Source organism: Nocardioides lijunqiniae (assembly GCF_015024225.1).
GTDB classification, from domain to species: domain Bacteria; phylum Actinomycetota; class Actinomycetes; order Propionibacteriales; family Nocardioidaceae; genus Nocardioides; species Nocardioides lijunqiniae.
Genome location: NZ_JACJGM010000035.1, coordinates 38,611 through 62,438, shown reverse-complemented (window position 1 = coordinate 62,438; position 23,828 = coordinate 38,611). Strand labels below are relative to the sequence as shown.

Sequence of the window (23,828 nt, the reverse complement as noted above, 5' to 3'; positions counted from 1 at the left end):
GGTTTCGAGACGGTTGCTAGCGCAACCTCCTCAACCAACGGGGGCCGCCAGCCCGGTGGTTGAGGAGGGACGAAGTCCCGTCTCGAAACCACCCCGCCGCGGAGGTTGAGGTGCGAGCGCAGCGAGCCTCGAAACCACGCATCGTTGGTCGAGCAGCGACGAGCGCCAGCGAGGAGCGCCCGTCGAGACCCCCGCACCTCTGATCGCCTCCTCGGGAACTGGTCCTCGGCTCGCGCGCCGCTGCTGGTCGCGGTCCTTGGCAGTGATGAGGACGAGGTAGGCGGTGGTGACGCGCCGCGGCCGGCCGTCTGGTGGCTTGGTCTCGAGACGGTTGCTAGCGCAACCTCCTCAACCAACGGGGGCCGCCGGCCCGGTGGTTGAGGAGGGACGACGTCCCGTCTCGAAACCACCCCAGAAAAAAGCTTGAGAAAGTTTCGACAGCCCTTGTGGATAAGGCCTTCTGAGGCCCTTCACTGTCGGTGGCGAGTGCTTGAGTAGACCCATGACCAGCTCCGCCGCCGACCTCCTCGAGGTCATGCGCACCACCACCCGGACCGCCACCGCGGCCGAGGTGGAGCGCCTGGGCGCGGTCATCGACTGGTGCACCCTCCACGCCACCGACGATGAAGGCGAGGCCTCCTTCGGCGACCACGGCATCCCGCTCGCCGGCGACGGCGCACCCTGGGTGTCCGAGTTCGCGGTGATGGAGCTCGGGGCGGTGCTGGGCATGTCGACCGACGCCGCGAAGCGCTACGTCGGCGCGACCCTCGAGACCCGCTACCGCCTCCCGCGCATCTGGGCAAAGGTCGAGGCGATGGAGCTGCCGTTCTACAAGGCGCGCTGGATCGCCGAGCACACCATGGCCCTGTCTCGGCAGGCCGCGGCCTACGTCGATCAGGCGGTGGGTTTCTGTGCGCACTCGGTGTCCTACGCCGAGATCGAGCGACAGATCACCGCCGCCCAGGCCCGGTTCGACCCCGAGGCCGCCGAGAAGGCCAGACTCCTCGCCGCCGACGGGCGGCGGCTCGAGGTCCACAAGGGCGAGGTGTCGATCAACGGGACCGTCGAGGTCACCGGGACCCTGGACTACGTCGACGCCCTCGACTTCGACACCGCGATCTCCCGGCGCGCTGCTGAGATCAAGGCCGCCGGCTCCGAGGAGTCGCTCGACGTACGGCGCTCCATCGCTGCTGGGGACCTCGGGCGCGGGCATGACTCGCTGCCCTTCGGGGACGCCGGGGATGCTGCGGAGGGTGGTTTCGAGGCTCGCTCCGCTCGCACCTCAACCACCGGGGGCACCGAGGTGGTGGTCCACGTGCACGAGGACCTCGACGGGGTCGGCCGACTGGGGAACACCCGGAGCCCGGTGCTGGCCGAGACGATCCGGACCTGGTGCGGCAACCATGGCACCCGCGTCATCGTGAAGCCCGTGCGCGACCTGGCCGACCACGTCCATGTCGCGGCCTACGAGGTCCCCGACCGGCTGCGCGAGCAGGGCGATCTCGTCGATCACACTTGCGTGTTCCCGTGGTGCACCAGACCCGCGGCCAGGTGCGACATCGACCACGCCATCCCCCACGCCGAGGGCGGGCCGACCTGCTCGTGCAACACCGCACCGCTGTGCCGTGGGCACCACCGCCTCAAGACCCACGGCCGGTGGACCTACGACGTCCTGGACCGCGGCACCTACCTGTGGCACTCGCCCTTCGGCCACGCCTACCGCCGCGACCACACCGGCACCACCCCGCTCGAGCCCGAGCGACGACCCTGATCCCCCCACACCCCGCCGGACCACCACCGGTGGGGCATCGGCACGCCCGGCCGTTGGTCGAGGAGGGACGAAGTCCCGTCTCGAGACCAAGGCTGGAGTGGAGCGCTGCTGGGGTTTCGAGACGGTTGCTGCGCAGCCTCCTCAACCACCGGCGGGGGGCCTGGGATACTCCCGAGGTGACCCTCCACGCCATCACCGTCCTCGGCCACGACCGGCCCGGCATCATCGCCGGCACGACCGCGCGGCTCGCCGGGCTCGGGCTGAACCTCGAGGACTCCTCGATGACGTTGCTGCGAGGGCACTTCGCGATGACCCTGGTCTGCTCGGGCGCGGCCGACGAGGCGGCGATCGCGACTGCGCTGGCGCCCCTCGGCGAGGACGGGACGCTCACGGTCACCGTGCGGGAGGTGCCGGCCGAGCAGCCGGCGACCAGCGACGGCTCGCCCTGGGTCCTCACCGTCCACGGCGGTGACCGCACCGGCATCGTGTCGACCGTCGTGGGGGAGGTCGCGAGCGCCGGCGGCAACATCACCGATCTCACGACCCGTCTGGCGGGCGACCTCTACCTGCTCGTCGCCGAGCTCGACCTGCCCGCGGGCACCGACGTCGACGTGCTGCAGGCCTCGATCGGCCAGGTGGCCGCGGACCTCGGGGTCGTCGCGACGCTGCGCCCGGCCGAGGCCGACGACCTGTGAGCGACGACCGGGTCACCGCCTGGTCGGAGGACGAGCTCGGGGTGTCAGGCCGGGTCCTGCCCGTCGTCCGCGCCCCCGAGCCCGTGCTCGCCACCGTGGGGGAGGACGTCGACCCCACCTCGACCGAGACCGTCCAGCTCGCGGCCGACCTGGTGGCGACCATGCGCGTCAGCCCCGGCTGCGTGGGACTGGCGGCTCCTCAGGTGGGGGTCTCCGCACGGGTGTTCTGCGTCGACGTCTCGCAGCACCCCAAGGCAAGGACCCACCACGGCACCTTCGTCCTGTGCAACGCTGAGGTCGTGGAGTCCAGCCGCAACGAGAAGGCGAGGGAGGGCTGCATGAGCGTGCCCGACCTCACCGGCGACGTGAAGCGCGCGAGCCGACTCGTCGTCCGCGGCCAGCTCCCCGGAACCGGCGAGAGCGTCACGGTCACGACCGACGCCTTCGAGGCGCGCGCCCTCCAGCACGAGATCGACCACTGCTCGGGCCTGCTGTTCCTCGACCGCGTCGCCGGCGCCCACGCGGTCTACGCGCGCACGACGTACTTATGACGTCGTAGACACACGCGCCCCCGTATCCCAATCGGCAGAGGAAGCCGCCTTAAAAGCGGCACAGTCTGGGTTCGAGTCCCAGCGGGGGCACCAGAAGGGCTCGATGACCGTGTCGACAGCTGGGAGAGGGAGTCACATGGCCGTGCTCGGTCACGTTGAGTTCTGGCCGCCCTCCGGGTGGGAGGACCTGCCGTGGACCGAGGACCCGGCGACCGACGCCTTGGTGAAGTCGGCCCGCCGGGTCTCCGAGGCGTACGGCGACGCGCTGCGGGCGGAGCGACTCGAAGGGCCCTGCTCGAGCTTGCGGTTCTTCTCCCACCCGCACGAGGACGACGAGCTGCAGCTCCAGGTCGGCACGGCGGCGCCTGGGGAGTGGGAGTCCGGGATCGTCCTCGTGCCGCGGGTAGTCGCCGCCCTCTCCTCGAAGGACCGAGGTCTGCTCGTCCTGGACCTGATCCACCAGGCCATGGTCGACCTGGCCCCGCACCGTGGGTGGTCCCTGGAGGCCGTGCAGCGAGCGCGTGCGCGGGTGCTCACGCAGGGGCTGGAGTTCGGGTGGTTTTCGCCGTGGAAGGCGAGTCCGGACCGGTCGAAGTCCGCGAGGGTGGTCTTCCGGGTGGCCGATGACGGCTTCGGCCGGGCGGTGATCGAGGTGAGGGACCGCGCGTCCGAGGATCTCGTGGCGAGGTCGGAGCCGGTGGTCGCCTACGCCTCGCTGGTCAGCTTCAGGGCGAGCGCGAAGACGCTTCGCTGGGTCGACGGGAATGTCCAGTTCATTCCACGACCCGGCCTGCCCTACGGCCAGGATCACGTATCCGTGGACCCTGCCCTCCGCAGGATCTATCGGGGCACCGCGGACCGCCAGGCGGTCGCGCACCCCACCCGAGTCCCGGTGCCGGCGATCGTCCGTGTGCCGTACGGCTCTCACCGGGTCGACGAGACCCCGGGAGTCGACCTGCTCCTCGGCTTCGGGCCCGGTCTCGTCGTCGAGAGCCTTCCCGACGTCGAGGGCGAGCACATCGGGGACATGGTCGAGCGCGAGGTGTTCGACCGGCTCGAGTCGGGAGAAGCCGGCATCAAGGACTGGCTGGAGGGGACTCCGATCGAGATCGTCCTGGAGTACCACCGACCCGACCAGGTTCACGACTTCGGCGCGTTCGGCACCAGGGTGCGGCGGACCGCGAAGCGTGTCAGCGTCGGCATCCTTCGGGATGCGTCGTGGTTCGAGGGGAAGGACGTCGCCACGTCCCTGGCACGGGACGAGGTGGAGGCAGTGGCCGAGCAGGTCATGGCGGCGCTGGGCGCACGAGCCGCGCGGCGCCAGGGCAAACGCCTCGGCAAGGCGCGGACCGCGGCCGACCGAGACTGACCCGCCCGTGTCGGGGCTCAGCACATGGCGGAGAGGTCGACGCGGTACCAGTGCTGGCCGACGAACACGTGGAGCTGGTCGCCGCGTCCGTCGAGCTGGGCCGCGTCCGGGACCGGGCTGCCGTCCGGAAGGGCGATCTTGGCGCGGCCCGACTCGACGAAGGTCGTCTCCAGGAGTCCGGTGACGATGCGCTGGCGCTCCGAGCGGTAGCCCCCGACGAGAGCGGCGCGGGTCCCGTCGGTGACCAGGGCCTTCGCGCCGCCGACCGTGGTGGGCCACACCGTCACGTCGTCGCCGTCGATGCGAACGATGGGGAAGCCGGAGTAGTAGTACGCCCAGCCGATCTCGCCGTCGACGTTCAGCGCGTAGCAGGCGTCCACGGGTGGCGGGCCGGACGTCGGGAACGTCCATTGCGGGGAGAGGTCTGCTCCGCACCGGACGATGCCGGAGCGCCCCAGCGGCGGCGGCCCCGAATGGCTGCCCCAGCCCATGTTGCCGAAGACTCCCTCGTCGGAGAAGCCGAGCCAGAGGCGACCCGACGGGGTCGTCTGGGCGTGCTCGATGCCGTCACCGACGCAGGCTTCCTGCAGGAGACCTCCCGTGTCGTCGAAGACGAGCGCGTTGGGCTCGACGCCCTCCGGCGTCCACGCGGATCTGGCTCCGATCCACGCGACGCGACCATCGGGAAGTGGCTGGACCGTGGGGTACGAGGGCAGGAGCGCCGAGACGTCGATCCTGGTGTCGAGCCGTGCGCCGTGGGTGGTGATGACCGCCTGGGTGACCTCGGAGCTCGCGCCGTAGGGGAGGTCGGTGGGGCCGTCGTGCGCTCCGCGCAGCCGTCGTGTCTCGGCCGCGGTCCACGCGCAGACCGCCCTACCGTCGAACGTGGGCGAGACGGACAACAGGCGTAGGCCCGGCCCGGGGGGCTCGATCCGGGAGTGGTGGCGGAGCCTCACCTTGCGGGACCGTCGGAAGAGACTCACCCGGGCAGGCTAGCGAGGGGGCCTCCACCTCGCACCGCGCCGAGCAGATCCGAAACTTCGCGACGCGTGCGCGGTGCATCGCGGCGCGCGGGGTACTGGACGCGTTCCGAGGACATCCAGGAGGTCCCCTGATGAAGGCGATGGTCTACCGCGGTCCCTACCGCGTCCGCGTCGAGGAGAAGCCCCGCCCGAGGATCGAGCACCCCAACGACGCCATCGTGAGGGTGCAGCTGGCGGCGATCTGCGGGTCCGACCTGCACCTGTACCACGGGATGATGCCGGACACCCGGGTCGGTCACACGTTCGGCCACGAGTTCATCGGGGTCGTCGACGAGGTCGGCCCGTCCGTGCAGCACCTCCAGGTCGGCGACCGGGTGATGGTGCCCTTCAACGTCTACTGCGGCTCGTGCTTCTTCTGCGCGCGCGGGCTCTTCTCCAACTGCCACAACGTCAACCCCAACGCCACGGCGGTCGGCGGGATCTACGGCTACTCCCACACCACCGGCGGCTACGACGGCGGCCAGGCGGAGTTCGTCCGCGTGCCGTTCGCCGACGTCGGGCCGAGCAAGATCCCCGACTGGCTGGATGACGAGGACGCCGTCCTGCTCACCGACGCGCTGTCGACGGGCTACTTCGGGGCGCAGCTGGGCGGGATCCACGAGGGTGACGTCGTCGTGGTGTTCGGCGCGGGACCGGTCGGCCTGTTCGCGGCGAAGTCGGCCTGGCTCATGGGCGCGGGCCGGGTGATCGTGATCGACCACCTGGAGCACCGGCTCGCCAAGGCGCGCGACTTCGCGCACGCCGAGACGGTCAACTTCACCGAGCACGCCGACATCGTCGTGCTGATGAAGAAGATGACCGAGCACCTCGGGGCCGACGTGGCCATCGACGCGGTGGGCGCCGAGGCCGACGGCAACCTGCTCCAGCACGTCACCTCAGCCAAGCTCAAGCTCCAGGGCGGCTCGCCGATCGCGCTCAACTGGGCGATCGACAGCGTGCGCAAGGGCGGCACCGTCTCGGTGATGGGCGCCTACGGACCGCTGTTCAGCGCCGTGAAGTTCGGCGACGCCCTCAACAAGGGGCTCACGCTGCGGATGAACCAGGCGCCGGTCAAGCGCCAGTGGCCACGCCTGTTCGAGCACATCCGCAACGGCTACCTCAAGCCCAGCGACATCGTCACGCACCGGATCCCGCTCGAGCACATCGCCGAGGCCTACCACATCATGTCCGCCAAGCTCGACGGCTGCATCAAGCCCCTGATCGTCACCGACGCCTCCTGAGGAGCAGCGATGTCTCTCACCGACCCGTACGCCGGCCGCAAGCCGGCCCTGCCCGAGCCGATCGAGTCGCTGCGCGAGCGGATCCCCGGCTGGGGCGCCGACCTCGACCCGGCCGACCGGCCGTCGTACCCCCGCGAGTCACTCGACCTGAAGCCCGAGGGGGCCGCCGACGGCCTGCCCGAGCTGCAGCACCGGGAGGGCTACCGGGAGCGCTCGATCGAGCACGCCGACCTGACGCCGGTCTTCGGCACGGCCCAGCCCCTGCACGGCGTCTCGGGCGCGATCCGCAAGCTCGCCTACGAGCGCTACAGCGAGGCCCGGGCCGCCCACTGGCTGCTCCTGATCGTGGGCGACCGCGTGGAGGTGCTCGGCAGCACCCTGCGCTCGTTCGCCAGCACGCGTCCCGACAACCTCCTCACCGAGACCGGCGTGAGGGCCGAGGTCACCCACGGCGGGGTGCGGTCCCGGTTCGGGCAGAAGCGCGCGGACGTGGGCCATCACGCTCTCGACCCGGTCATCGTCGCCGGGCCGTGGGTCCTGGGGGCGTGGGCCGGGTGGCGCGCCGTGCGCAGCCTGCGAGGGCGGGGCTGAGCCCACGCCCGGCATGGACGCCCGGGCCGGCGGGTACCGCTGGCCATGAGCGACGACGAGCTGCGCAAGGGCGACCAGGTCGAGTGGAAGAGCCACGGTGGCACGGCCGAGGGCAAGGTCGAGAAGAAGATCACCGAGGACACCCACGCCGGCAAGCGCGACGTGAAGGCCTCCAAGGACGATCCGCAGTACCTCGTGAAGAGCGACAAGAGCGGCGGCGACGCGGTCCACAAGCCCGGCGCGCTCAAGAAGAAGTCGTGAGCGCCGAGGGGCTGGCCGACGTCTGGCAGGACTGGCAGGACGCGGTCAACATGACGGCGGGCGAGCTCGAGGACTGGTTGGAGACCGACGAGTCCCGCTCGGTGGGCCAGAAGGACGACGGCGGCGAGTCGACCGGCCACCGGTCGGGTCGGCGCATCATCGAGATCCTCCGCACCCGCAAGGACGACCTCGGCGACGACGACGTCGAGCACATGGCGAAGGTCGTCGGCTACGTGCACCGTCATCTCGCCCAGCGTCCGTCGGGCGACGTCGAGGACGCCGCCTGGCGCTACTCGCTGATGAACTGGGGTCACGACCCGCTCAAGGCCTGACCTCCGCCTTCGTACGGCGCACGCGCGACGGCGACGCGCCTGCCTGCAGCCCCGGGGCGCCGACGTCGCCTAACGTGTCGTCCACCGCAACCCGGAGGAGACACGTCCATGGAGATCGTGCACTCGGCCATCGCCATCCTGGCGGCCATCGTGCTCATCATCGCCCTCAAGATCGATCCCGTGATCTCGCTGCTCCTGGCGTGCGTCTACCTCGGGCTGGCCACCGGCCAGGGCGGCGAGGGGACGGTCACCGCCATCACCGGGGGTTTCGGCGAGATCATGGCGGAGGTCGGACTGCTCATCGGCTTCGGCGTCCTGATCGGGGCGCTGCTGCACGCCATGGGCACGTTCCGCGACCTGGTGGAGATCCTCGCCCGCCGGGTCGGGCGCAAGCTGCCGTACGCCATGGCCGGCACGCTCGCCGCGATCTTCCCCTCGATCTACGTCGACGTGCAGGTCGTCCTGGCGGCCCCGATGGCCAAGGAGTCGGCGCCCGCCGTCGACCGCCGCCACGGCCTGCCGTGGTTGGCAGGCGCGATGGCCGTCGGCATCTTCTCCGGCTACGTCTTCGTCGTGCCCGGTCTCGCAGCGGTCGCCATCGCGGGGCTGATGGACGTCCCGCTCGGCACCTACCTGATGTACGGCCTCCCCATCGGGCTGGCGACCGCGCTCATCACGACGTTCCTCTTCCGCCTGATCCTGGGCCGGGGCTTCTGGGACGACAAGACCGACTACGACCAGGACGTCGTAATGGAGGACGGCCGCCCCCGCACCGACGCGGACGAGGTGCCGCAGGCCGAGGGGGCCTCGCGGCTGCCGCTGCTGGTGCGCCTGCTGCCCATCCTCGTGCCGCTGGTGCTCATCGGCGCCGCGGCGATCCTGGACGTGGCCGGCTCCTCGAACTCCGTGATCGCCTTCCTCGGCGACGCCAACATGGCTCTCTTCATCGGGCTGCTGATCGCGTTCGCGATGGTGCGGCTGACGATGGACGCCGACGGCGTGGGTCGGGTCCTCACCTCGGGCTTCCACACGACCGGGGAGATCCTGCTCGTCACCGGTGTCGGCGGCTCGCTCGGCGCGGTCATCGCGGAGAGCGGGATGGACGCCACCCTCAAGGACCTGTTCTCCGCCGACGCGGGCGCGCCGGTCATCCTGAGCATCCTGCTGGCATGGTTCATCGCGGCGTTGCTGCACTTCGCCATCGGCTCGGTGTCGGTCGGCGCGATCACCGCGGCGGGGATCATTTCGCCGGTCGTGGGATCGCTCGACGTCGACCCCGTCGTCATCGCGCTCGCCATCGCGTCGGGCGCGATGTTCGCGCTGCACGTCAACAGCAACTTCTTCTGGATGTTCAGCACCCTGCTCGACCTGTCCACCAAGGGCAGCCTGAAGACGCTCACGCTGGCGACCTCGCTGGGCGCCGTCGTCTCGCTGCCGCTCGTCCTGGTGGCCAGCCTGGTGGCGGGGGCGACCTGAGTCGCGAGTCCGTCACCATGTCTCCGGGAGGCGACTCGACGCTGCGGATCTACCGGCGTGGTGCCAAGGTGGAGGCATGAGCAGCGAGACGTACGACGTGGTGGTCATCGGAGCCGGTCCGGTCGGGGAGAACGTCGCCGACCGGGTGGTGCAGGGCGGGCTGAGCGTGGTGATCGTCGAGCGCGAGCTCGTCGGGGGCGAGTGCTCCTACTGGGCCTGCATGCCGACGAAGGCGCTGCTGCGCGACGCCGCCGCCGTCCGTGCGGCGCGAGCGCTGCCGGCCGCCGGCAAGATGGTCACGGGTCACCTGGACCCCGCCGCGGTCTTCGCGCGCCGCGACAGCTTCACCTCCGACTGGCACGACGACGGGCAGGTCGAGTGGCTCGAGCAGGCGAAGATCGCCCTGGTCCGTGGCCACGCCCGCCTGACGGGCGCCCGCACCGTCGCCGTCGAGCGGCCTGAGGGCGGCACCGTCGTCCTCGAGGCGCGCCACGCGGTGGTCGTCGCCACCGGCAGCCACGCCCTGGTGCCGCCCGTCGAGGGGCTGGCCGACGTGCGCCCGTGGACCAACCGCGAGGCGGCGGAGGCCACGACCGTGCCCGAGCGGCTGGTGGTCGTCGGAGGCGGCGTCGTGGGGTCGGAGATGGCCACCGCCTTCGGTGCCCTCGGCTCCCAGGTCACCGTGATCTCGCGGACCCGTCTGCTCCCCGGGGTCGAGGAGTTCGCGAGCGAGCACGTCATGGACGCCCTGCGGGAGGCCGGCGCGGTGCTGGAGGTCGGGGTGGACGCGACCGCGGCCACTCGCGACGCCTCCGGCACGGTGCAGGTGACGCTGTCGGACGGACGGGTCGTCGAGGCCGACGAGGTGCTGGTGGCCACCGGTCGACGTCCCAACACCGGCGACCTCGGCTTGGAGCACGTCGGCCTCACCGCCGGCGACTGGCTCTCCGTCGACGACGGGCTCGCCGTCCTCGACGGGTCCGGCACCCCCATCGAGGGCCTGTACGCCGCCGGCGACGTCAACCACCGGGTCCTGCTCACCCACCACGGCAAGTACCAGGCCCGCGCGCTCGGCGACGCGATCGCCACGCGGGCCCGCGGTGAGCGGACCGATTTCGGCGCGTGGGGACGTCACGCCGCGACCGCCGACGTCCGCGCGACGACGCAGGTGATCTTCACCGACCCCGAGGTCGCGGCCGTCGGCCTCACCGCCGAAGGCGCGGAGGCGGCCGGCCTCCGCACGCGCGTCGTCGACTACGACCTCGCCTCGGTGGCCGGCGCCTCGCTGCAGGCCGACGGCTACCGCGGCCAGGCCCGGATGGTCGTCGACGACGACCGCAACGTGCTGGTGGGCTTCACCGTGGTGGGTCCCGACGTGGCCGACCTGCTCCACGCCGCCTCGATCGCCGTCGCCGGCGAGGTCCCGATGGGCCGCCTGTGGCACGCGGTCCCGGCGTACCCCACCGTCAGCGAGATCTGGCTGCGACTCCTCGAGGCCGACGGCCGCGACCACTAGCGGCCGCCAGGGGCTCAGTCGCGCCAGAACAGGTGGTGCACCACGCCGTCCGGACGCGGGACGACGTCGCGGTGGTAGCGGTCGAGCAGGTCGTCGGGGGAGTCCCACAGCCGGGATCCTGACCCGAGCTCGACCGGGGCCACCGCGACGTGGAGGGTGTCGACGAGACCCGCGTCGAGGAACTGCCGCACGGTGTCGGCGCCGCCGCCCAGACGGACGTCCTTGCCGTCCGCGGCCTCGAGCGCCAGCGCCAGCACGTCGGCCGGCTCGCCGCCGACGAAGTGGAACGTCGTGTCCGACAGCGTGAACGACGGCCGCTCGTGGTGCGTCATGACGAAGACGGGGGTGTGGAACGGCGGCTCGTCGCCCCACCAGCCCTGCCACTCCTCGTCGGCCCACGGACCGCGCTGGGGGCCGAACTTGTTGCGCCCCATGATCTCGGCGCCGATGTTGCGGTGGAACTCGCGGACCAGGTAGTCCTCCAGGCCGCGGCTCCCGCCCGGGTCGGTGCGGTTGGGCCAGCTCGCCGTGGCGCCTGCCCAGCTCATGAAGTCCATCGGGTCGGCGTGCCCGAACGGCCGCTCGAGGCTCTGCCCCTCGCCCGCGGCGTACCCGTCGCGGGACACGCCGATGTTGTGGACCCTGACCTGCTGCTGCGTCACTGCGTCTCCTCCAGGTTGGTGGTGCTCACCATCCTGGACCCGGCGGGGGCGCCGAAGTCATCGGCGCCCCCGTGGCGGGCCGGAGATCGGCTCCCGTCAGTCGATGGTGCTGGTGTCGATGACGAAGCGGTAGCGGACGTCGGAGGCCAGGACCCGCTCGTAGGCCTCGTTGACCTGGTCGGCGGCGATGACCTCGACCTCGGCGCCCAGGCCGTGCTCGGCGCAGAAGTCGAGCATCTCCTGGGTCAGCGCGATGCCGCCGATCATCGAGCCGGCGAACGAGCGGCGGCCGCTGATGAGCGACATCGCCTGGACCGGCAGCGGGTCGGCCGGGGCGCCGACGTTGACCAGGGTGCCGTCGACGGCGAGCAGGCCGAGGTAGGCGCTGATGTCGATCGACGCGCTGACCGTGTTGACGATGAGGTCGAAGCGGCCGGCTAGCTGCTCGAAGGTGTCGGGGTCGGAGGTGGCGAAGTAGTCGTCCGCTCCCAGGCGCAGCCCGTCCTCCTGCTTCTTCAGCGACTGCGACAGCACGGTGACCTCGGCGCCGAGCGCGTGCGCGATCTTGACGGCCATGTGACCGAGTCCGCCGAGGCCGACGACGGCGACCTTCTTGCCGGGGCCGGCGTTCCAGTGCCGCAGCGGGGCGTACGTCGTGATGCCCGCGCAGAGCAGGGGCGCCGCGGCGGCCGGGTCGAGGCCGTCCGGGACGGAGAGGACGTAGTCGGCGTCCACGACGACGTGGGTGGAGTAGCCGCCCTGGGTGGTGGTGCCGTCGCGGTCGGTCACGGCGTAGGTGCCGACCATGCCGTCGACGCAGTACTGCTCGTCGCCGTTGCGGCAGTTGACGCACTCCCCGCAGGAGTTGACCATGCAGCCGACGCCGACCCGGTCGCCGACCTGGTGGCGGGTGACGTCGGAGCCGACCTCGGAGACCACCCCGACGATCTCGTGTCCAGGGACGACGGGGAAGGGCTGCGGGCCCCAGTCGCCGTTGACGGTGTGGATGTCGGAGTGGCAGATGCCGGCGTACTGGATGTCGATCAGGACGTCGTTGGCGCCGACGTCGCGGCGCTCGATGGTGGTCTTGGTCAGGGGCTGACCGGCCGCGGGGGCGGCGTAGGCGGTGACGCGCACAGGGGTACTTCCTTCGGGTCTGAGGGGCTGAGGGGGTCTGGCTGTGGATGAGGGTCAGGTGCGGCGCAGCTCGTCGGCGAGGACGCGTGCCTCGCCCGACAGCAGCTCGGCGCGGGCGTCGTCGCCCGCGGCGACGGCGTGCCAGTAGTCGATCTTCAGCGCGACGTAGCGCTGGCGCAGCACGAGCTGCTCCGCCTCGACGGCGAGCCGGCTGCGCCGCTCCTCGAGCAGCTCGATCTGCTCGCGCGCCGCCGACGGGCCGATCTGCCCGTTGGCGACGTACTTCTTCATGTCGCTCACGGACATGCCCGTCGCGGCGAGGCAGGCGACCCACATGACCTGGTCGAGATCGGTCTCGTCGTAGACGCGGTGCCTGCTGCTGGCCCCGCGGCTGATCGGCGCGATCACGCCGATGGACTCGTAGTAGCGCAGCGTGCTGGCCGGCAGCCCCGTCAGGGCGGCCGCCTCCTTGATCGTGTACTCGCGCTGCGTGGTCCGTGAGCTCATGTCCTCGACGTTAGGAACTTCGAGTACTCGAAGTCAAAGGTCGGCCCGGTCACAGGTGGGTCGGGGACAGCACGACGCCGACCCTCGGGATCGGGATGACTCCGATCGGCCGAGGGCCGGCGTGCGGTGGTGGGAATGGTCAGGCGTGCGGCTGGCGCGGGCCCAGCTTGATGTGCTCGTCGCCGATGCGGCCCGACAGCCGGGAGTCGTCGCCGAGGGAGGTACGCAGGTTGCGCGGCGCGGCGACCATGCCCAGGCCGACGCGGACCCAGGCGGGGTCGCCCAGGCAGGAGCGGGGGATCGTCGCGGTGACCTGCTTGGTCGACCGCCTGGCCGACCACGTGGCGGCGGGGCAGGCGACCTCGGCGCCGGAGGCGGAGCGGGTGAGGCTGAGCGCCTCGCCGATGGGCCGCTTGGAGTAGTCGACCATCAGGTCGAGACGCCGGCCGTCGGACGTGAGGATCTCGCCGATCATGAGGCGGTAGCCCGAGCGGCCCAGCTGCCGCACGCGCGTCTGCACGACGAGCTGATCGGCCTGGTGGTCCACGACGGTCCGGGTGATGTCGGCGGTGCGGTCGCGCGGGGCGGGCTTCTTCTTCTCCGTCTCGGTGTCGAAGCGGATCGTGTCGCGTCGGGCGTCGCGGTGGACGACGCGGTGCTCGCCCTGGGCGGCGCGGGCGGGGAGCTCGGCGCTCGAGGCGGTCGGGGACGCGGCGTTGGCGATGACGGACGGGGTCAGCGCGGCGACGGCGAGGACGGCGGAGCCGGCCAGGGCGACGAACGCGAGCGGGGTGCGGGGGCGGCGGGGGCGGGAGGTGGTGGTCATGGGCACCACTGTGCGGTGTCGCCGCGGCCGGCAAATGCGTCCGGATACTCAGAAGTTCGCGACAATCGACTCATGGACGGCGAGACGCGCGACGAGTCACCGGTCAGCTTCGAGCGCTACGACCACGTCACCGGACCGTTCTTCCACGGCACGCGTGCGGTGCTGGAGGTCGGCGACGAGCTGGTCGCGGGCCACGTCTCGCACTTCCAGGAGGGTCGGGTGCTGCGCCACGTCTACTTCACGTCGGTGCTGGAGACCGCGGTGTGGGGAGCCGAGCTGGCGACCGCCCTCGTCGGCAGCGACGAGCGGGGTCACGTCTACGTCGTCGAGCCCGCAGGGCCCTTCGAGGACGACCCGAACGTGACCGACAAGAAGTTCCCGGGCAACCCGACCCGCTCCTACCGCACCTGTGAGCCGCTGCGGGTCGTGGGCGAGGTGGACGACTGGCAGGGGCACCCGCCCGAGGTGCTGCAGGGCATGCTCGACAACCTGGCGGTGCTCCGCGCCGAGGGGCGCGACGTCATCTTCGACTGAGCGGGGAGTGGACGGCCTAGGCGGAGGACACGAGCTCCCCGCCGGCGGCACGCCAGTCGATGAGCCCGCGGCTCATGTTGACGGCCCGGAAGCCGTGCTCGACCAGCAGGTTGGCTCATCGATCCGCCTCCTTCCTGACCTGGAGCAGCGTGAGCGGACCGCTGAGGAGCGGAAGCACGGCGTAGATGCGGGTGCGCGTGGCCAGTCCTCGCCCGAACAGGGCGGTGACGGCGACCGCGAGGTAGAGAGCGCCGTGCGTCGGCCCGAGCGCGCTCGTCACGCGGGCGTCGTGCACGGTGGCCAGGTTGACCAGCAGCGCCACGACGCTGAGGAGCTCGAGCAGCGACAGGACGCTCAGCGTGCGGAGCAGCGGTCTCATGAGTAGTCCGATCCGGGGCGCACGATCATCAGCACGACGACGACCGCCCAGAGGAGGTTGAAGATCCCCGCGAGCATCGACAGCCGACCCAGCCGGGCGCCGTCGTCGGGGTGGTCGAGGGCGTCCTGCTGGAGAGGAAGGATCCGGAGGACGAGCAGCGCACCCGCGACCGCGGTCAGGCCCATCGCGACCAGGATCCAGATCTCGGTCGTGCGCCCCTGGACGGTCGCCAGGGCGAGGCCGACGACCGGCACCACCAGCGCCAGACCGCCGTACACGCGCGTGACGCGGTGCAGCATCCGCGCGGCGTCGAGGCTGCGGACGCTCACGCCGTCGGGCGAGGGCGGGACGGTCCGAGGGGCGTGGCGCGGGAACAGGCTGGTCGTCACCGCCACCGGTCCCACGAGCAGGATCGCGGCCACGACGTGAACGTAGAGGAGGAAGGCTTCCACACCTTCAGTTTAACTGAAGGTAGGTCCGTCTCCGCTTGCGGGAGGGGGCAGTGACGCACGGAGGGCCTCGACGAGCTCCGGCTGCGCCGCGGCCAGCTCCGCGTCGAGCCGACTCAGGACTGCCGCGACCTCGCCGAGCAGCGCCTCGCCCGCGGCCGTCACCCGCAGCGTCGAGGCGGCCCCGGCATGCGCGGTGCCGTCCCCGACGAGCCCGGCGGCGGTGAGCGCCGCCACTGCGGTGTGCGCGCTCTGGACGGTGACGTGAGACCGCCGCGCCAGCTCGCTGAACGAGATCCCCGGCGTCCTTCGGATGTGCCCCAGCAACCCGTACTTGCGGATGGTCAGCCCCAGCGGCTTCAGCGCCTCCGTGAACGCCGCCTCCCACGTCCGCCCCACCGCCAACAGCGCGATCGACGGACTGAAGGGAGGCGGCGCCGGCATGGGTGGAGCCTAGTCAGCCGGACGCGTTGCGCACCGTTGCGGTGAAGCCGGTCGAGGTATCCGAAGCGTCGGTGTTCGTCTCGTCGTCGGCCAGCGTCACGACCTCGAGCCCGGCGTCCTCGCACAGAGCGACGAACGAACGAGGTGTGTGCCAGTGGATGATCCACTCGCGGTCCGCTGACTCCGTCCCGCTGGAGGCGATCCGCTCATACCGCGATGTCGTGGTCCTGGTGCGAGCCTCCTTGTCGTAGGTCTCGCTGAGCGGGGTGTACCTCAGCTCGACGGCAGGGCCGTCCTCCGCAGTCCGGCTGACCTGCAAGTCCGCGGAGGGTGTGGGATCGGGAATCCACAGTGGGATCAGGGCGGCGCCGTCGTCCGTCAGGTGCCTCGCGATGGCGTGCAACGCTCGCGTGGCTGTTCGATCGTCTGCCAGCAGGTTGAAGGTCGGCCCGGCGAAGTAGATGGCCGAGTAGCGACGTTCGAGGTCCAGCGACTCGACTCGCTGGTGGTAGACGCGGGTCGAGATGCCGCGCTCGACGGCGTTCTCCCGACAGCGCCTCACCATGTCTGCGGAGGAGTCGACTCCGTCCACGTCCAGCCCAGCCGCGCAGAGGTCGAGCATCGGGTCGCCGTCGCCGCACCCGATCTCCAGTGCCGGCTCGCCCGTCGCCCTCACGAAGTCGATGTACGGCCCGGGCTCGAAGCTCGACGACTTCAGCTTGGCGTAGGCATCGACGACGATTCCTGAGTAGAAGTCCGCAGGTTCCATCCCCGGACCCTCCCACGACGTCGACACCGCCACCGCCTCGTTTTCCGTGCGGTGACGCCATCCGTTCACTGCGTCGGTGTCGAACCACCGGCATGAGCCAGCCCGACACCATGTTCGCCAGCCGCAGCGTCCCCCGGCACCTCGTGCGTGGGGCGCTGGGTCTGCCCCTGATGGTGGCGGCGTTCGTGCTGGTGCCGTGGCTCGGGCCGCTCGCGCTCCTGCTGATCGTGCCCGCGGCGGTGCTGCTGCGCGGATGTCCGACGTGCTGGATGCTCGGTCTCGCGCAGACCTGTGCGCTCAGCCCACGGGCGTCAGCGGGGGAGCCGCGTCCTCACCGCTGACGCTCGCGCGCTCGACCCGGCTCGGGGCGTCGGTGCCTGCTCTGGAACGGTGGAGCCGTGGTTGACCTCGAGCGCACACGTGACCTGTTCATGGTCGCCGCCATCTTCGGTGTGTTCGGGTTCGCCTGGGCCGGCTGGGCGCAGGAGGACCCGCCGCCGCGAGCGCGGGCGCTGCTGGGGGTCCTGGCCGGAGCCTCGCTGCTCGTCGGGGCCGCCGGCGGGTACCTCGCCTGGCGCCACTGGGACGACCCGTCCGCCCTGTCGGGAGCCGAGGACGGCATCCACTTCGGCATCATCGTGGGCATCGAGACGGCGGTGAGCCTGATCGGGTCCGCAGTCCTGGCCGTGATCGGCCACGGCAGGCGGATCGCGGCGTGGGTCTCGCTGGTCGTCGGGCTGCACTTCATCCCGCTGGTGCTCTTGTTCGACAACCTGACCCTTCTCGCACCTGCGGTCGCGATGGTGACGTCCGCAGCCCTGGCCTGGCGGAGCAGCCGCACCCCGCCAAGCGCCGTCACCGGCCTGGTCAACGCACCCGTGCTGCTGCTCACCGCCGCGGCGAATCTCGCGCTCGCGCTCGCCTGAGCGCACGAGCCGAGCAAGCGCGGCGGGGTACGACGCGTCGAGGGGCGCCGGCCCGCCCCTACACCGCCTCGCGCACCTCGGAGGCCCAGCCCTCGACGAGGTCGAGGTACTCCTCGGGGCTCTCCATCATCAGCGCGTGGCGGCGGTCGTCGAGCACGTGGCCCTGCCAGTCGGGGCGCGACTTCAGCACCTGGCGCAGGACCTTGGCCGGGACGAGCGCGTCGGCGGTGCCGCCCAGGATGAGGGTGGGTGCCTCCACGGCGGCGATGGCGCGCAGCACGCGGCGCGGGTTGGTCCACATGGCCGCGATCGAGAGCAGCGCGGTGCGCAGGGCCTTGCGGCGGCCGGCGACGAGGTCGTCGTCGGACTCGGTGAACTCCTGGGCCATGAGGTCGATCAACTCGGGGCGTACGCCGTCGGGGTCGGTGAAGATCAGTCGCAGGAGGTGCCGGTTGCGGCGCTCGTCCAGGCCGGCGCCCGCGCCGACCAGTCCGAGGGCGGTGGCACTGATCGAGGACAGCACGATCGGCGCCATGCCGTCGATCGTGGCCCGTGCCGGCACCAGCAGGCGGAGCGGGTGGGACGGCGGCAGCGCGGGGGAGACCAGCACCAGGCGCTCGACGCGCTCGGGCTGCTGGGCGGCGAGAAGCGTGGCGATCAGCCCGCCCATCGAGTTGCCGTGCAGGTCGAAGCGGGTCCAGCCGAGGGCGTCGGCGACCTGGAGCACGAAGGCGACGTAGGAGTCGACGCTCAGCGCGTCGTCCTCCTGGGCCTGGGTCTGGCCGAACCCGGGCAGGTCGACCGCGACGACGGGGCCGGTGGCGCTGAGCCCGGGCATGACCTCGACCCAGGTGACCGAGGAGCCGCCGAGGCCGTGGACGAGCAGCTGCGGCGTGCCGTCCGCGGCGCCCTTCTGGGCCGGCGCCCGCAGGATCCGTACGTCGCGGCCACCCACCTCGAGCGTCTCGTCGACGACGCCGGGCCAGGCCCGGCCGACTCTCCTGGCTGATCGCATACTGCCAGTATGCCAACTGGGGCTGGGTCGGGTACCACCCCTAGAGGTGTCAGGGGCGGGGCTCGGGCTCCTCGAAGACCAGCAGGGTGCGGGTGGAGATGACGCCGGCCATGCCCTGGATCTGGTCGAGGACCACCCGGCGCAGGTCGGCGTTGTCGGCGGCGCGCACCAGCAGGACCACGTCGAACTCCCCGCCGACCAGCGCGATGTGCTCGACGCCGGGCAGGGTCTGGAGCTGCTCGCGGATGCTGCGCCAGTCGGCCTGACGGACGTTGAGGGTGACGTAGGCCGACGTCCCGAGGCCGCTGAGGACGGGGTCGACATCGGCGCGGTAGCCGCGGATGACTCCGGAGGACTGCAGCCGCTCGACCCGGGCGTAGGCGTTGGCGCGGGAGATGTGCAGCGCCTCGGCGAGGGAGCGCATCGACATCCGTCCGTCGCGCGTGAGGGCGTCGAGGATCCGCCGGTCGGTGTCGTCGAGGGGGCTGGCCACGTGTCTCGTCCTGTCTGCCCGCCTCGTTGCCGATTCGGACGTTTGGCGCGCAGAAGTGCCGTTCGGTGAGACATAGTCTCGCATCCGTCGCGGCAGTGGCGTCGGATCGGTCGCCACAGCAGGATCGCGTCATGACACGCGACCCCGCAGCGCTGCTCCCGTCCGCCGAGCCGGTGATGCTGATCGACCCCTCGGGCGCCCCGACGGGCCTCGCCGACGTCCCCGACGACGACACCATGCTCGCGGCGTACGGCGCGCTGGTCGCGGCCCGCCGCCTCAACGACCAGGCCTACGCGCTCGTGCGCCAGGGCCGCCTCGCCGTCTACCCCTCCTCCCACGGTCAGGAGGCCTGCCAGGTCGCCGCGGCGCAGGTGCTCGGCGCGGACGACTGGCTCTTCCCGACCTACCGCGACACCGTCGCCGCCGTCACCCGCGGGGTCGACCCGGTCGAGGTGCTGGTGCTGCTCAAGGGCGACTGGCACTCCGGCTACGACCCCTACCGCACGAAGGTCGCGCCGCAGGCCACCCCGCTCGCCACCCAGCTGTTGCACGCCGTCGGCGTCGGCTACGCCGCCAAGCTGCGCGGCGAGCCCACGGTCGTGATGGCGCTGTGCGGCGACGGCGCGACCAGCGAGGGCGACTTCCACGAGGCCCTCAACTTCGCGGCGGTCTTCGGCGTGCCGGTGGTGTTCTTCGTGCAGAACAACGAGTACGCGATCTCGGTGCCGCTCGCGCGCCAGTCGGTCGCGCCGTCGCTGGCCCACAAGGGCGTCGGGTACGGCGTGCCGGGGGAGCGGGTCGACGGCAACGACGTGGCCGCACTGCTCGCCGTGCTCGGCGGCGCCGTCGCCAAGGCCCGCGCCGGCGAGGGCCCCCAGCTGGTGGAGGCCCACACCTACCGGATGCAGGCGCACACCAACGCCGACGACGCGACCCGCTACCGCCAGGACGACGAGGTCGCGGCCTGGGTCGAGCGGGACCCGCTCACGCGCGCGGAGGCCTACCTCCGCGGGCGAGGAGCGCTGGGCGACGACCAGGTGACGGCGTACGCCGCCGAGGCCGACCGCATGGCCGCCCACGTGCGCGACGGGCTCAACCGCGACGTCGAGCCGAACCCCGACGACCTGTTCGACTTCGTCTACGCCCGCCGGACGCCGCAGCTCGAGGAGCAGGCCGCGCTGGTCGCCGACGAGCTGTCCCGAGAGGACGCCCGATGACGCACGAGAAGCTCACGATGGCGCAGGCGCTCAACCGGGCGCTGCGCGACGCCATGGCGGAGGACCCGAGCGTCCTGATGTTCGGCGAGGACGTCGGCCCGCTCGGCGGCGTCTTCCGGATCACCGACGGCCTGACCGCGGAGTTCGGGGAGGAGCGCTGCTTCGACACCCCGCTCGCCGAGTCCGGCATCGTCGGCCTGGCCGTCGGCATGGCGATGAACGGCATGCGGCCGGTGGTCGAGATGCAGTTCGACGCGTTCGCCTACCCGGCGTTCGAGCAGGTCGTCAGCCACGTCGCCAAGCTGCGCAACCGCACCCGCGGCGCCGTCACGGTGCCGATGGTCATCCGGGTGCCGTACGCCGGCGGGATCGGCGGCGTCGAGCACCACTGCGACTCCTCGGAGTCCTACTACGCGCACACGCCCGGTCTGCACGTGCTGGCACCGGCCAACGCGGCCGACGCCTACGGTCTGCTGCGCGAGGCGATCGCCTCGCCCGACCCGGTCGTCTTCCTCGAGCCCAAGAAGCTCTACTGGTCCAAGGAGGAGGTCGACCTCGCCGCGCCCGTGCCGGGCATCGGCAAGGCCGCCGTCGTCCGTGAGGGCACCGACGCGACCCTGATCGCCTACGGCCCCTCGGTGCCCACCGCGCTCGAGGCCGCGGAGGTCGCCGCCCAGGACGGTCGCAGCCTGCAGGTCGTCGACGTCCGATCGATCGTGCCGTTCGACGACGCGACCGTCTGCGAGGCCGTGCGCTCCACCGGCCGTGCGGTCGTCGTGGCCGAGGCCGTCGGCTTCGCCAGCGTCTCCTCGGAGATCGTCGCGCGGGTGACCGAGCGCTGCTTCCACTCGCTGGCCGCGCCGATCCGGCGCGTCACCGGCTTCGACATCCCGTTCCCGCCGCCCAAGCTCGAGCACTTCCAGCTGCCCGGTGTCGACCGGATCCTCGACGCCGTCGACGACCTGCAGTGGGAGGACTCGTGACCACCGCGACCGAGACCGGCCAGGTCTTCCTGCTGCCCGACCTCGGCGAGGGCCTCACCGAGGCGGAGGTCGTGCGGTGGCTCGTGGCGGTGGGCGACGAGGTGGTCGTCGACCAGGCGATCGTCGAGGTGGAGACGGCCAAGTCGCTGGTCGAGGTGCCCTCGCCGTACGCCGGACGCGTCGCGGTGCTGCACGGCGCGGAGGGCGAGACCCTGGACGTCGGCACGCCGCTCATCACCGTCGAGGCCGCGACCGGACCCACCGACGAGGCGGAGCTCTACCGCGAGGAGGAGAAGGCCGGATCGGGCAACGTGCTCATCGGCTACGGCACCCCGGAGGCCAGCGGGTCGCGCCGTCGGCGTCGTCCGCGCGCGGCCACGGCTCGCGTGACTCCTGCAGCGACCGCGGCGCCGGTGTCCTCGCCGCCGTCCACCGGTCGTCGCCGTCCGCCGCGCGTCGTGTCGCCGCTCGTGCGCCGGATCGCCGCGGACGCCGGCGTCGACCTGCACTCCCTGACGCCGACCGGCTTCGGCGGGATCATCGTGCGCGCCGACGTCGAGCGCGCGATCGGCGAGCGGTCGGCTCCTGCTGCCGTGACCGAGAGTCCTGCTCCTGTCGGCGGCGGGGGAGAGCGGATCCCGCTCAACGGCTTCCGCAAGGCGGTGTCGGCGGCGCTGTCGCGCAGCCGCGCGGAGATCCCCGAGGCGACGGTCTGGGTCGACGTCGACGCCACACCCCTGTGGGAGCTGCGCGAGAGCACCCGTACGGCCACCGACGCCGGTCCGGGGATCCTGGCCTACCTCGCGCGCTTCGTCGTGGCGGCGCTGAAGGAGTACCCCGTCCTCAACTCCCGCCTCGACGTCGATCGCCAGGAGATCGTGCTCAGCGACACCGTCGGTCTCGGCATCGCGGTGCAGTCGGAGCGGGGGCTCGTGGTGCCGGCCGTGCTCGGCGCGGAGTCGATGACGACCGCCGGGCTGGACGCTGCCATCCGCGACCTCACGGCTCGGGCGCGTGAGGGACGGGCCACGGCCGAGGAGATGGCCGGCGGCACGTTCACGCTCAACAACTACGGCGGCTTCAACGTCGACGGAAGCGCGGCGATCATCAACCACCCCCAGGTCGCGATCCTCGGCCTCGGCCGGATCATCGACCGTCCGTGGGTCGTCGACGGCGAGATCGTGGTCCGCAAGATCACCCAGATGTCGTTCGTCTTCGACCACCGGGTGTGCGACGGCGGCACGGCGGCCGGCTTCATGCGCTCGGTCGCCGACGCCATCGAGAACCCCGCCAGCGCGATCGCGCGCCTGTGACCCGCGCCGGTGGTTGAGGTGCGAGCGCAGCGAGGTGTGTTGCACTGAGAGGCATGGCTGACATGGGTGAGCTGGAGGCGATCGAGACCGCGTCGGTGGACGAGCTGCGGGCGCTGCAGCTCGTGCGGCTGCAGGACACGCTGCGCCGCGCGTACGAGCACGTGCCGCACTACCGGCGGGCCTGGGAGGCGGCGGGGGTGCACCCCGACGACGTCCGCGAGCTGTCCGACCTGGCGCGGCTGCCGTTCACCACGAAGGCCGACCTGCGCGACAACTACCCGTACGGCATGTTCGCGGTGCCGCGCGAGCAGGTCGTGCGGCTGCACGCGTCGTCCGGCACGACCGGCAAGCCCACCGTGGTCGGCTACACCGCCGCCGACGTCGACATGTGGGCCACGGTCATGGCGCGCAGCATCCGCGCCGGCGGCGGGCGTCCTGGCGACGTGCTGCACAACGCCTACGGCTACGGGCTCTTCACCGGAGGCCTCGGCGCCCACTACGGCGCCGAGAGGCTCGGCTGCACCGTGGTGCCCGTCTCCGGGGGCATGACCGAGCGCCAGGTCCAGCTGATCCTCGACTTCGAGCCGCGGGTCATCATGGTGACGCCGTCGTACATGCTCGCGATCGTCGACGAGATGCGCCGCCAGGGCGTCGACCCGCGCTCGACCTCGCTGGAGGTCGGGATCTTCGGCGCCGAGCCGTGGACGAACGAGATGCGGCTCGAGGTCGAGGGCATCCTCGGCATCGACGCGGTCGACATCTACGGCCTGTCCGAGGTGATCGGCCCCGGGGTCGCCTCCGAGGTGGTCGAGACCAAGGACGGCCTGCACGTCTGGGAGGACCACTTCTACCCCGAGGTCATCGACCCGGTCAGCGGCGAGGTGCTGCCCGACGGGGAGAAGGGCGAGCTGGTCTTCACCTCGCTGACCAAGCAGGCGATGCCGGTGGTCCGCTACCGCACCCGCGACCTGACCCGCCTGCTGCCCGGAACGGCGCGGACCATGCGACGCATGGAGAAGATCACCGGCCGCACCGACGACATGATCATCCTGCGCGGGGTCAACCTCTTCCCGACGCAGGTCGAGGAGCTGCTGCTCGGCACGCCGGAGCTGTCACCGCACTTCCAGTGCGTGCTCTCGCGCAGCGGCACCCTCGACGAGATGACGGTGCTGGTCGAGCACCGCGAGGGCGTGGCGACCCACAGCGCGCAGGAGGCGGGCCGTCGGCTGCGGCACCTGGTGAAGAGCACGATCGGCGTCAGCGTCGACGTCGAGGTGCGCGAGCCGGGCGGGATCGAGCGGTCCGTCGGCAAGATGCGCCGGATCGTCGACCAGCGCCCGAAGCGCTGA

28 protein-coding genes and 1 tRNA gene are annotated in these 23,828 nt (G+C 71.6%); 18 read left to right on the top strand and 11 right to left on the bottom strand.

The genetic code is table 11. From position 1 onward, the window contains the following. Positions 1-502: 502 nt before the first annotated feature. The 5 genes from IRQ30_RS18900 (at position 503) to IRQ30_RS18880 (ending at position 4,386) form a co-directional block, all read left to right on the top strand. Entirely contained in the window at positions 503-1,771 is a 1,269-nt protein-coding gene (locus IRQ30_RS18900) for an HNH endonuclease signature motif containing protein (RefSeq protein ID WP_193614501.1), read from the top strand. Between the two features lie 176 nt (positions 1,772-1,947). Further along, positions 1,948-2,466, top strand: coding sequence for an ACT domain-containing protein (locus tag IRQ30_RS18895; protein ID WP_193614500.1), 519 nt, complete (start codon positions 1,948-1,950; stop codon positions 2,464-2,466). Then, positions 2,463-3,017 (top strand): peptide deformylase, encoded by a 555-nt coding sequence (gene def / locus IRQ30_RS18890; RefSeq protein ID WP_193614499.1) that lies wholly within the window; start codon positions 2,463-2,465, stop codon positions 3,015-3,017. Before IRQ30_RS18895 ends, def begins: the two co-directional genes overlap by 4 nt. Before the next feature lie 16 nt (positions 3,018-3,033). Continuing rightward, a tRNA-Leu gene (locus IRQ30_RS18885) sits at positions 3,034-3,110 on the top strand. Between the two features lie 43 nt (positions 3,111-3,153). Next, positions 3,154-4,386 (top strand): hypothetical protein, encoded by a 1,233-nt coding sequence (locus IRQ30_RS18880; protein ID WP_193614498.1) that lies wholly within the window; start codon positions 3,154-3,156, stop codon positions 4,384-4,386. A 17-nt stretch (positions 4,387-4,403) separates the two neighbouring features. Here IRQ30_RS18880 and IRQ30_RS18875 read toward each other — a convergent pair whose 3' ends face one another. Then, positions 4,404-5,369: a hypothetical protein gene (locus IRQ30_RS18875; RefSeq protein WP_193614497.1), complete on the bottom strand. Its 966-nt coding sequence runs from the start codon at positions 5,367-5,369 to the stop codon at positions 4,404-4,406. Between the two features lie 131 nt (positions 5,370-5,500). Here IRQ30_RS18875 and IRQ30_RS18870 point away from each other — a divergent pair, with 131 nt between their 5' ends. The 6 genes from IRQ30_RS18870 to IRQ30_RS18845 all read left to right on the top strand — a co-directional run bounded on the left by IRQ30_RS18870 (position 5,501) and on the right by IRQ30_RS18845 (position 10,825). Beyond that, positions 5,501-6,649, top strand: coding sequence for a zinc-dependent alcohol dehydrogenase (locus tag IRQ30_RS18870; RefSeq protein ID WP_193614496.1), 1,149 nt, complete (start codon positions 5,501-5,503; stop codon positions 6,647-6,649). 9 nt (positions 6,650-6,658) lie between these two features. Then, positions 6,659-7,240 carry a hypothetical protein gene (locus tag IRQ30_RS18865; protein ID WP_193614495.1) on the top strand — a complete coding sequence of 194 codons (582 nt, stop codon included), beginning with the start codon at positions 6,659-6,661 and terminating at the stop codon, positions 7,238-7,240. A gap of 45 nt (positions 7,241-7,285) precedes the next feature. Continuing rightward, positions 7,286-7,501, top strand: a complete 216-nt coding sequence (locus IRQ30_RS18860; RefSeq protein ID WP_193614494.1) for a hypervirulence associated TUDOR domain-containing protein — start codon at positions 7,286-7,288, stop codon at positions 7,499-7,501. Next, positions 7,498-7,833 carry a DUF3140 domain-containing protein gene (locus IRQ30_RS18855; RefSeq protein ID WP_193614493.1) on the top strand — a complete coding sequence of 112 codons (336 nt, stop codon included), beginning with the start codon at positions 7,498-7,500 and terminating at the stop codon, positions 7,831-7,833. Before IRQ30_RS18860 ends, IRQ30_RS18855 begins: the two co-directional genes overlap by 4 nt. A 108-nt stretch (positions 7,834-7,941) precedes the next feature. Continuing rightward, a complete protein-coding gene (locus IRQ30_RS18850; RefSeq protein WP_193614492.1) occupies positions 7,942-9,309 on the top strand; it encodes a GntP family permease in 1,368 nt (455 codons plus the stop codon). 76 nt (positions 9,310-9,385) lie between these two features. Further along, positions 9,386-10,825 carry a dihydrolipoyl dehydrogenase family protein gene (locus tag IRQ30_RS18845; protein WP_193614491.1) on the top strand — a complete coding sequence of 480 codons (1,440 nt, stop codon included), beginning with the start codon at positions 9,386-9,388 and terminating at the stop codon, positions 10,823-10,825. A gap of 14 nt (positions 10,826-10,839) precedes the next feature. On the opposite strand, the gene IRQ30_RS18840 is transcribed toward IRQ30_RS18845, so the two are convergent. From IRQ30_RS18840 to IRQ30_RS18825, 4 genes are all read right to left on the bottom strand, one after another. After that, positions 10,840-11,487, bottom strand: coding sequence for a dihydrofolate reductase family protein (locus IRQ30_RS18840; protein WP_193614490.1), 648 nt, complete (start codon positions 11,485-11,487; stop codon positions 10,840-10,842). A gap of 96 nt (positions 11,488-11,583) precedes the next feature. Continuing rightward, positions 11,584-12,624: an alcohol dehydrogenase catalytic domain-containing protein gene (locus IRQ30_RS18835; RefSeq protein ID WP_193614489.1), complete on the bottom strand. Its 1,041-nt coding sequence runs from the start codon at positions 12,622-12,624 to the stop codon at positions 11,584-11,586. A gap of 54 nt (positions 12,625-12,678) precedes the next feature. Beyond that, positions 12,679-13,131, bottom strand: coding sequence for a MerR family transcriptional regulator (locus tag IRQ30_RS18830; protein ID WP_193614488.1), 453 nt, complete (start codon positions 13,129-13,131; stop codon positions 12,679-12,681). Between the two features lie 139 nt (positions 13,132-13,270). After that, positions 13,271-13,957 carry a hypothetical protein gene (locus IRQ30_RS18825; protein WP_193614487.1) on the bottom strand — a complete coding sequence of 229 codons (687 nt, stop codon included), beginning with the start codon at positions 13,955-13,957 and terminating at the stop codon, positions 13,271-13,273. Between the two features lie 72 nt (positions 13,958-14,029). Between IRQ30_RS18825 and arr the strand changes: the two genes are divergently transcribed. Further along, positions 14,030-14,491, top strand: coding sequence for an NAD(+)--rifampin ADP-ribosyltransferase (gene arr / locus IRQ30_RS18820; RefSeq protein ID WP_193614486.1), 462 nt, complete (start codon positions 14,030-14,032; stop codon positions 14,489-14,491). A 115-nt stretch (positions 14,492-14,606) separates the two neighbouring features. Here the strand turns inward: arr and IRQ30_RS18815 are convergent, their stop codons facing one another. From IRQ30_RS18815 to IRQ30_RS18800, 4 genes are read right to left on the bottom strand one after another with little or no spacing between them, the layout of a single operon-like run. Then, positions 14,607-14,870: a hypothetical protein gene (locus tag IRQ30_RS18815; RefSeq protein ID WP_193614485.1), complete on the bottom strand. Its 264-nt coding sequence runs from the start codon at positions 14,868-14,870 to the stop codon at positions 14,607-14,609. Next, a complete protein-coding gene (locus IRQ30_RS18810) occupies positions 14,867-15,322 on the bottom strand; it encodes a hypothetical protein (protein WP_193614484.1) in 456 nt (151 codons plus the stop codon). Before IRQ30_RS18810 ends, IRQ30_RS18815 begins: the two co-directional genes overlap by 4 nt. A 9-nt stretch (positions 15,323-15,331) precedes the next feature. Further along, positions 15,332-15,763, bottom strand: coding sequence for a MarR family winged helix-turn-helix transcriptional regulator (locus IRQ30_RS18805; RefSeq protein ID WP_193614483.1), 432 nt, complete (start codon positions 15,761-15,763; stop codon positions 15,332-15,334). 13 nt (positions 15,764-15,776) lie between these two features. Next, positions 15,777-16,532, bottom strand: coding sequence for a class I SAM-dependent methyltransferase (locus IRQ30_RS18800; RefSeq protein WP_193614482.1), 756 nt, complete (start codon positions 16,530-16,532; stop codon positions 15,777-15,779). Positions 16,533-16,624: 92 nt separating this feature from the next. On the opposite strand from IRQ30_RS18800, the gene IRQ30_RS18795 reads away from it, so the two are divergent. Next, positions 16,625-16,873, top strand: coding sequence for a hypothetical protein (locus IRQ30_RS18795; protein WP_193614481.1), 249 nt, complete (start codon positions 16,625-16,627; stop codon positions 16,871-16,873). A 57-nt stretch (positions 16,874-16,930) separates the two neighbouring features. After that, positions 16,931-17,458, top strand: a complete 528-nt coding sequence (locus tag IRQ30_RS18790; protein ID WP_193614480.1) for a hypothetical protein — start codon at positions 16,931-16,933, stop codon at positions 17,456-17,458. A gap of 58 nt (positions 17,459-17,516) precedes the next feature. On the opposite strand, the gene IRQ30_RS18785 is transcribed toward IRQ30_RS18790, so the two are convergent. Further along, on the bottom strand, positions 17,517-18,473 hold the full coding sequence (locus IRQ30_RS18785) for an alpha/beta fold hydrolase (protein WP_193614479.1): 957 nt from the start codon (positions 18,471-18,473) through the stop codon (positions 17,517-17,519). 49 nt (positions 18,474-18,522) lie between these two features. Then, the gene (locus tag IRQ30_RS18780; RefSeq protein WP_338089788.1) at positions 18,523-18,966 is read right to left on the bottom strand and encodes an Lrp/AsnC family transcriptional regulator; all 444 of its coding nucleotides are present in this window, start codon (positions 18,964-18,966) and stop codon (positions 18,523-18,525) included. Positions 18,967-19,097: 131 nt separating this feature from the next. Between IRQ30_RS18780 and IRQ30_RS18775 the strand changes: the two genes are divergently transcribed. The 4 genes from IRQ30_RS18775 to paaK are packed head-to-tail and all read left to right on the top strand — an operon-like array spanning position 19,098 to position 23,828. Continuing rightward, a complete protein-coding gene (locus tag IRQ30_RS18775) occupies positions 19,098-20,183 on the top strand; it encodes a thiamine pyrophosphate-dependent enzyme (RefSeq protein WP_193614477.1) in 1,086 nt (361 codons plus the stop codon). Continuing rightward, positions 20,180-21,166 carry an alpha-ketoacid dehydrogenase subunit beta gene (locus IRQ30_RS18770; RefSeq protein ID WP_193614476.1) on the top strand — a complete coding sequence of 329 codons (987 nt, stop codon included), beginning with the start codon at positions 20,180-20,182 and terminating at the stop codon, positions 21,164-21,166. The genes IRQ30_RS18775 and IRQ30_RS18770 overlap by 4 nt, the downstream gene beginning before the upstream one ends. Beyond that, positions 21,163-22,479, top strand: a complete 1,317-nt coding sequence (locus tag IRQ30_RS18765; protein WP_193614475.1) for a 2-oxo acid dehydrogenase subunit E2 — start codon at positions 21,163-21,165, stop codon at positions 22,477-22,479. Before IRQ30_RS18770 ends, IRQ30_RS18765 begins: the two co-directional genes overlap by 4 nt. A 53-nt stretch (positions 22,480-22,532) precedes the next feature. Further along, positions 22,533-23,828: a phenylacetate--CoA ligase PaaK gene (gene paaK / locus IRQ30_RS18760; protein ID WP_193614474.1), complete on the top strand. Its 1,296-nt coding sequence runs from the start codon at positions 22,533-22,535 to the stop codon at positions 23,826-23,828.

Bases quoted from the DNA above. Each gene is read 5' to 3' on its own strand.
- IRQ30_RS18880 (WP_193614498.1), top strand. From the start codon at position 3,154: ATGGCCGTGCTCGGTCACGTTGAGTTCTGGCCGCCCTCCGGGTGGGAG.
- IRQ30_RS18770 (WP_193614476.1), top strand. From the start codon at position 20,180: ATGACGCACGAGAAGCTCACGATGGCGCAGGCGCTCAACCGGGCGCTG.
- IRQ30_RS18865 (WP_193614495.1), top strand. From the start codon at position 6,659: ATGTCTCTCACCGACCCGTACGCCGGCCGCAAGCCGGCCCTGCCCGAG.
- IRQ30_RS18900 (WP_193614501.1), top strand. From the start codon at position 503: ATGACCAGCTCCGCCGCCGACCTCCTCGAGGTCATGCGCACCACCACC.
- IRQ30_RS18795 (WP_193614481.1), top strand. From the start codon at position 16,625: ATGAGCCAGCCCGACACCATGTTCGCCAGCCGCAGCGTCCCCCGGCAC.
- IRQ30_RS18805 (WP_193614483.1), bottom strand. From the start codon at position 15,763: ATGCCGGCGCCGCCTCCCTTCAGTCCGTCGATCGCGCTGTTGGCGGTG.
- IRQ30_RS18845 (WP_193614491.1), top strand. From the start codon at position 9,386: ATGAGCAGCGAGACGTACGACGTGGTGGTCATCGGAGCCGGTCCGGTC.
- IRQ30_RS18785 (WP_193614479.1), bottom strand. From the start codon at position 18,473: ATGCGATCAGCCAGGAGAGTCGGCCGGGCCTGGCCCGGCGTCGTCGAC.
- IRQ30_RS18815 (WP_193614485.1), bottom strand. From the start codon at position 14,870: ATGAGACCGCTGCTCCGCACGCTGAGCGTCCTGTCGCTGCTCGAGCTC.
- IRQ30_RS18800 (WP_193614482.1), bottom strand. From the start codon at position 16,532: ATGGAACCTGCGGACTTCTACTCAGGAATCGTCGTCGATGCCTACGCC.
- IRQ30_RS18825 (WP_193614487.1), bottom strand. From the start codon at position 13,957: ATGACCACCACCTCCCGCCCCCGCCGCCCCCGCACCCCGCTCGCGTTC.
- IRQ30_RS18830 (WP_193614488.1), bottom strand. From the start codon at position 13,131: ATGAGCTCACGGACCACGCAGCGCGAGTACACGATCAAGGAGGCGGCC.
- IRQ30_RS18775 (WP_193614477.1), top strand. From the start codon at position 19,098: ATGACACGCGACCCCGCAGCGCTGCTCCCGTCCGCCGAGCCGGTGATG.
- arr (WP_193614486.1), top strand. From the start codon at position 14,030: ATGGACGGCGAGACGCGCGACGAGTCACCGGTCAGCTTCGAGCGCTAC.
- IRQ30_RS18850 (WP_193614492.1), top strand. From the start codon at position 7,942: ATGGAGATCGTGCACTCGGCCATCGCCATCCTGGCGGCCATCGTGCTC.
- IRQ30_RS18860 (WP_193614494.1), top strand. From the start codon at position 7,286: ATGAGCGACGACGAGCTGCGCAAGGGCGACCAGGTCGAGTGGAAGAGC.
- paaK (WP_193614474.1), top strand. From the start codon at position 22,533: ATGGCTGACATGGGTGAGCTGGAGGCGATCGAGACCGCGTCGGTGGAC.
- IRQ30_RS18870 (WP_193614496.1), top strand. From the start codon at position 5,501: ATGAAGGCGATGGTCTACCGCGGTCCCTACCGCGTCCGCGTCGAGGAG.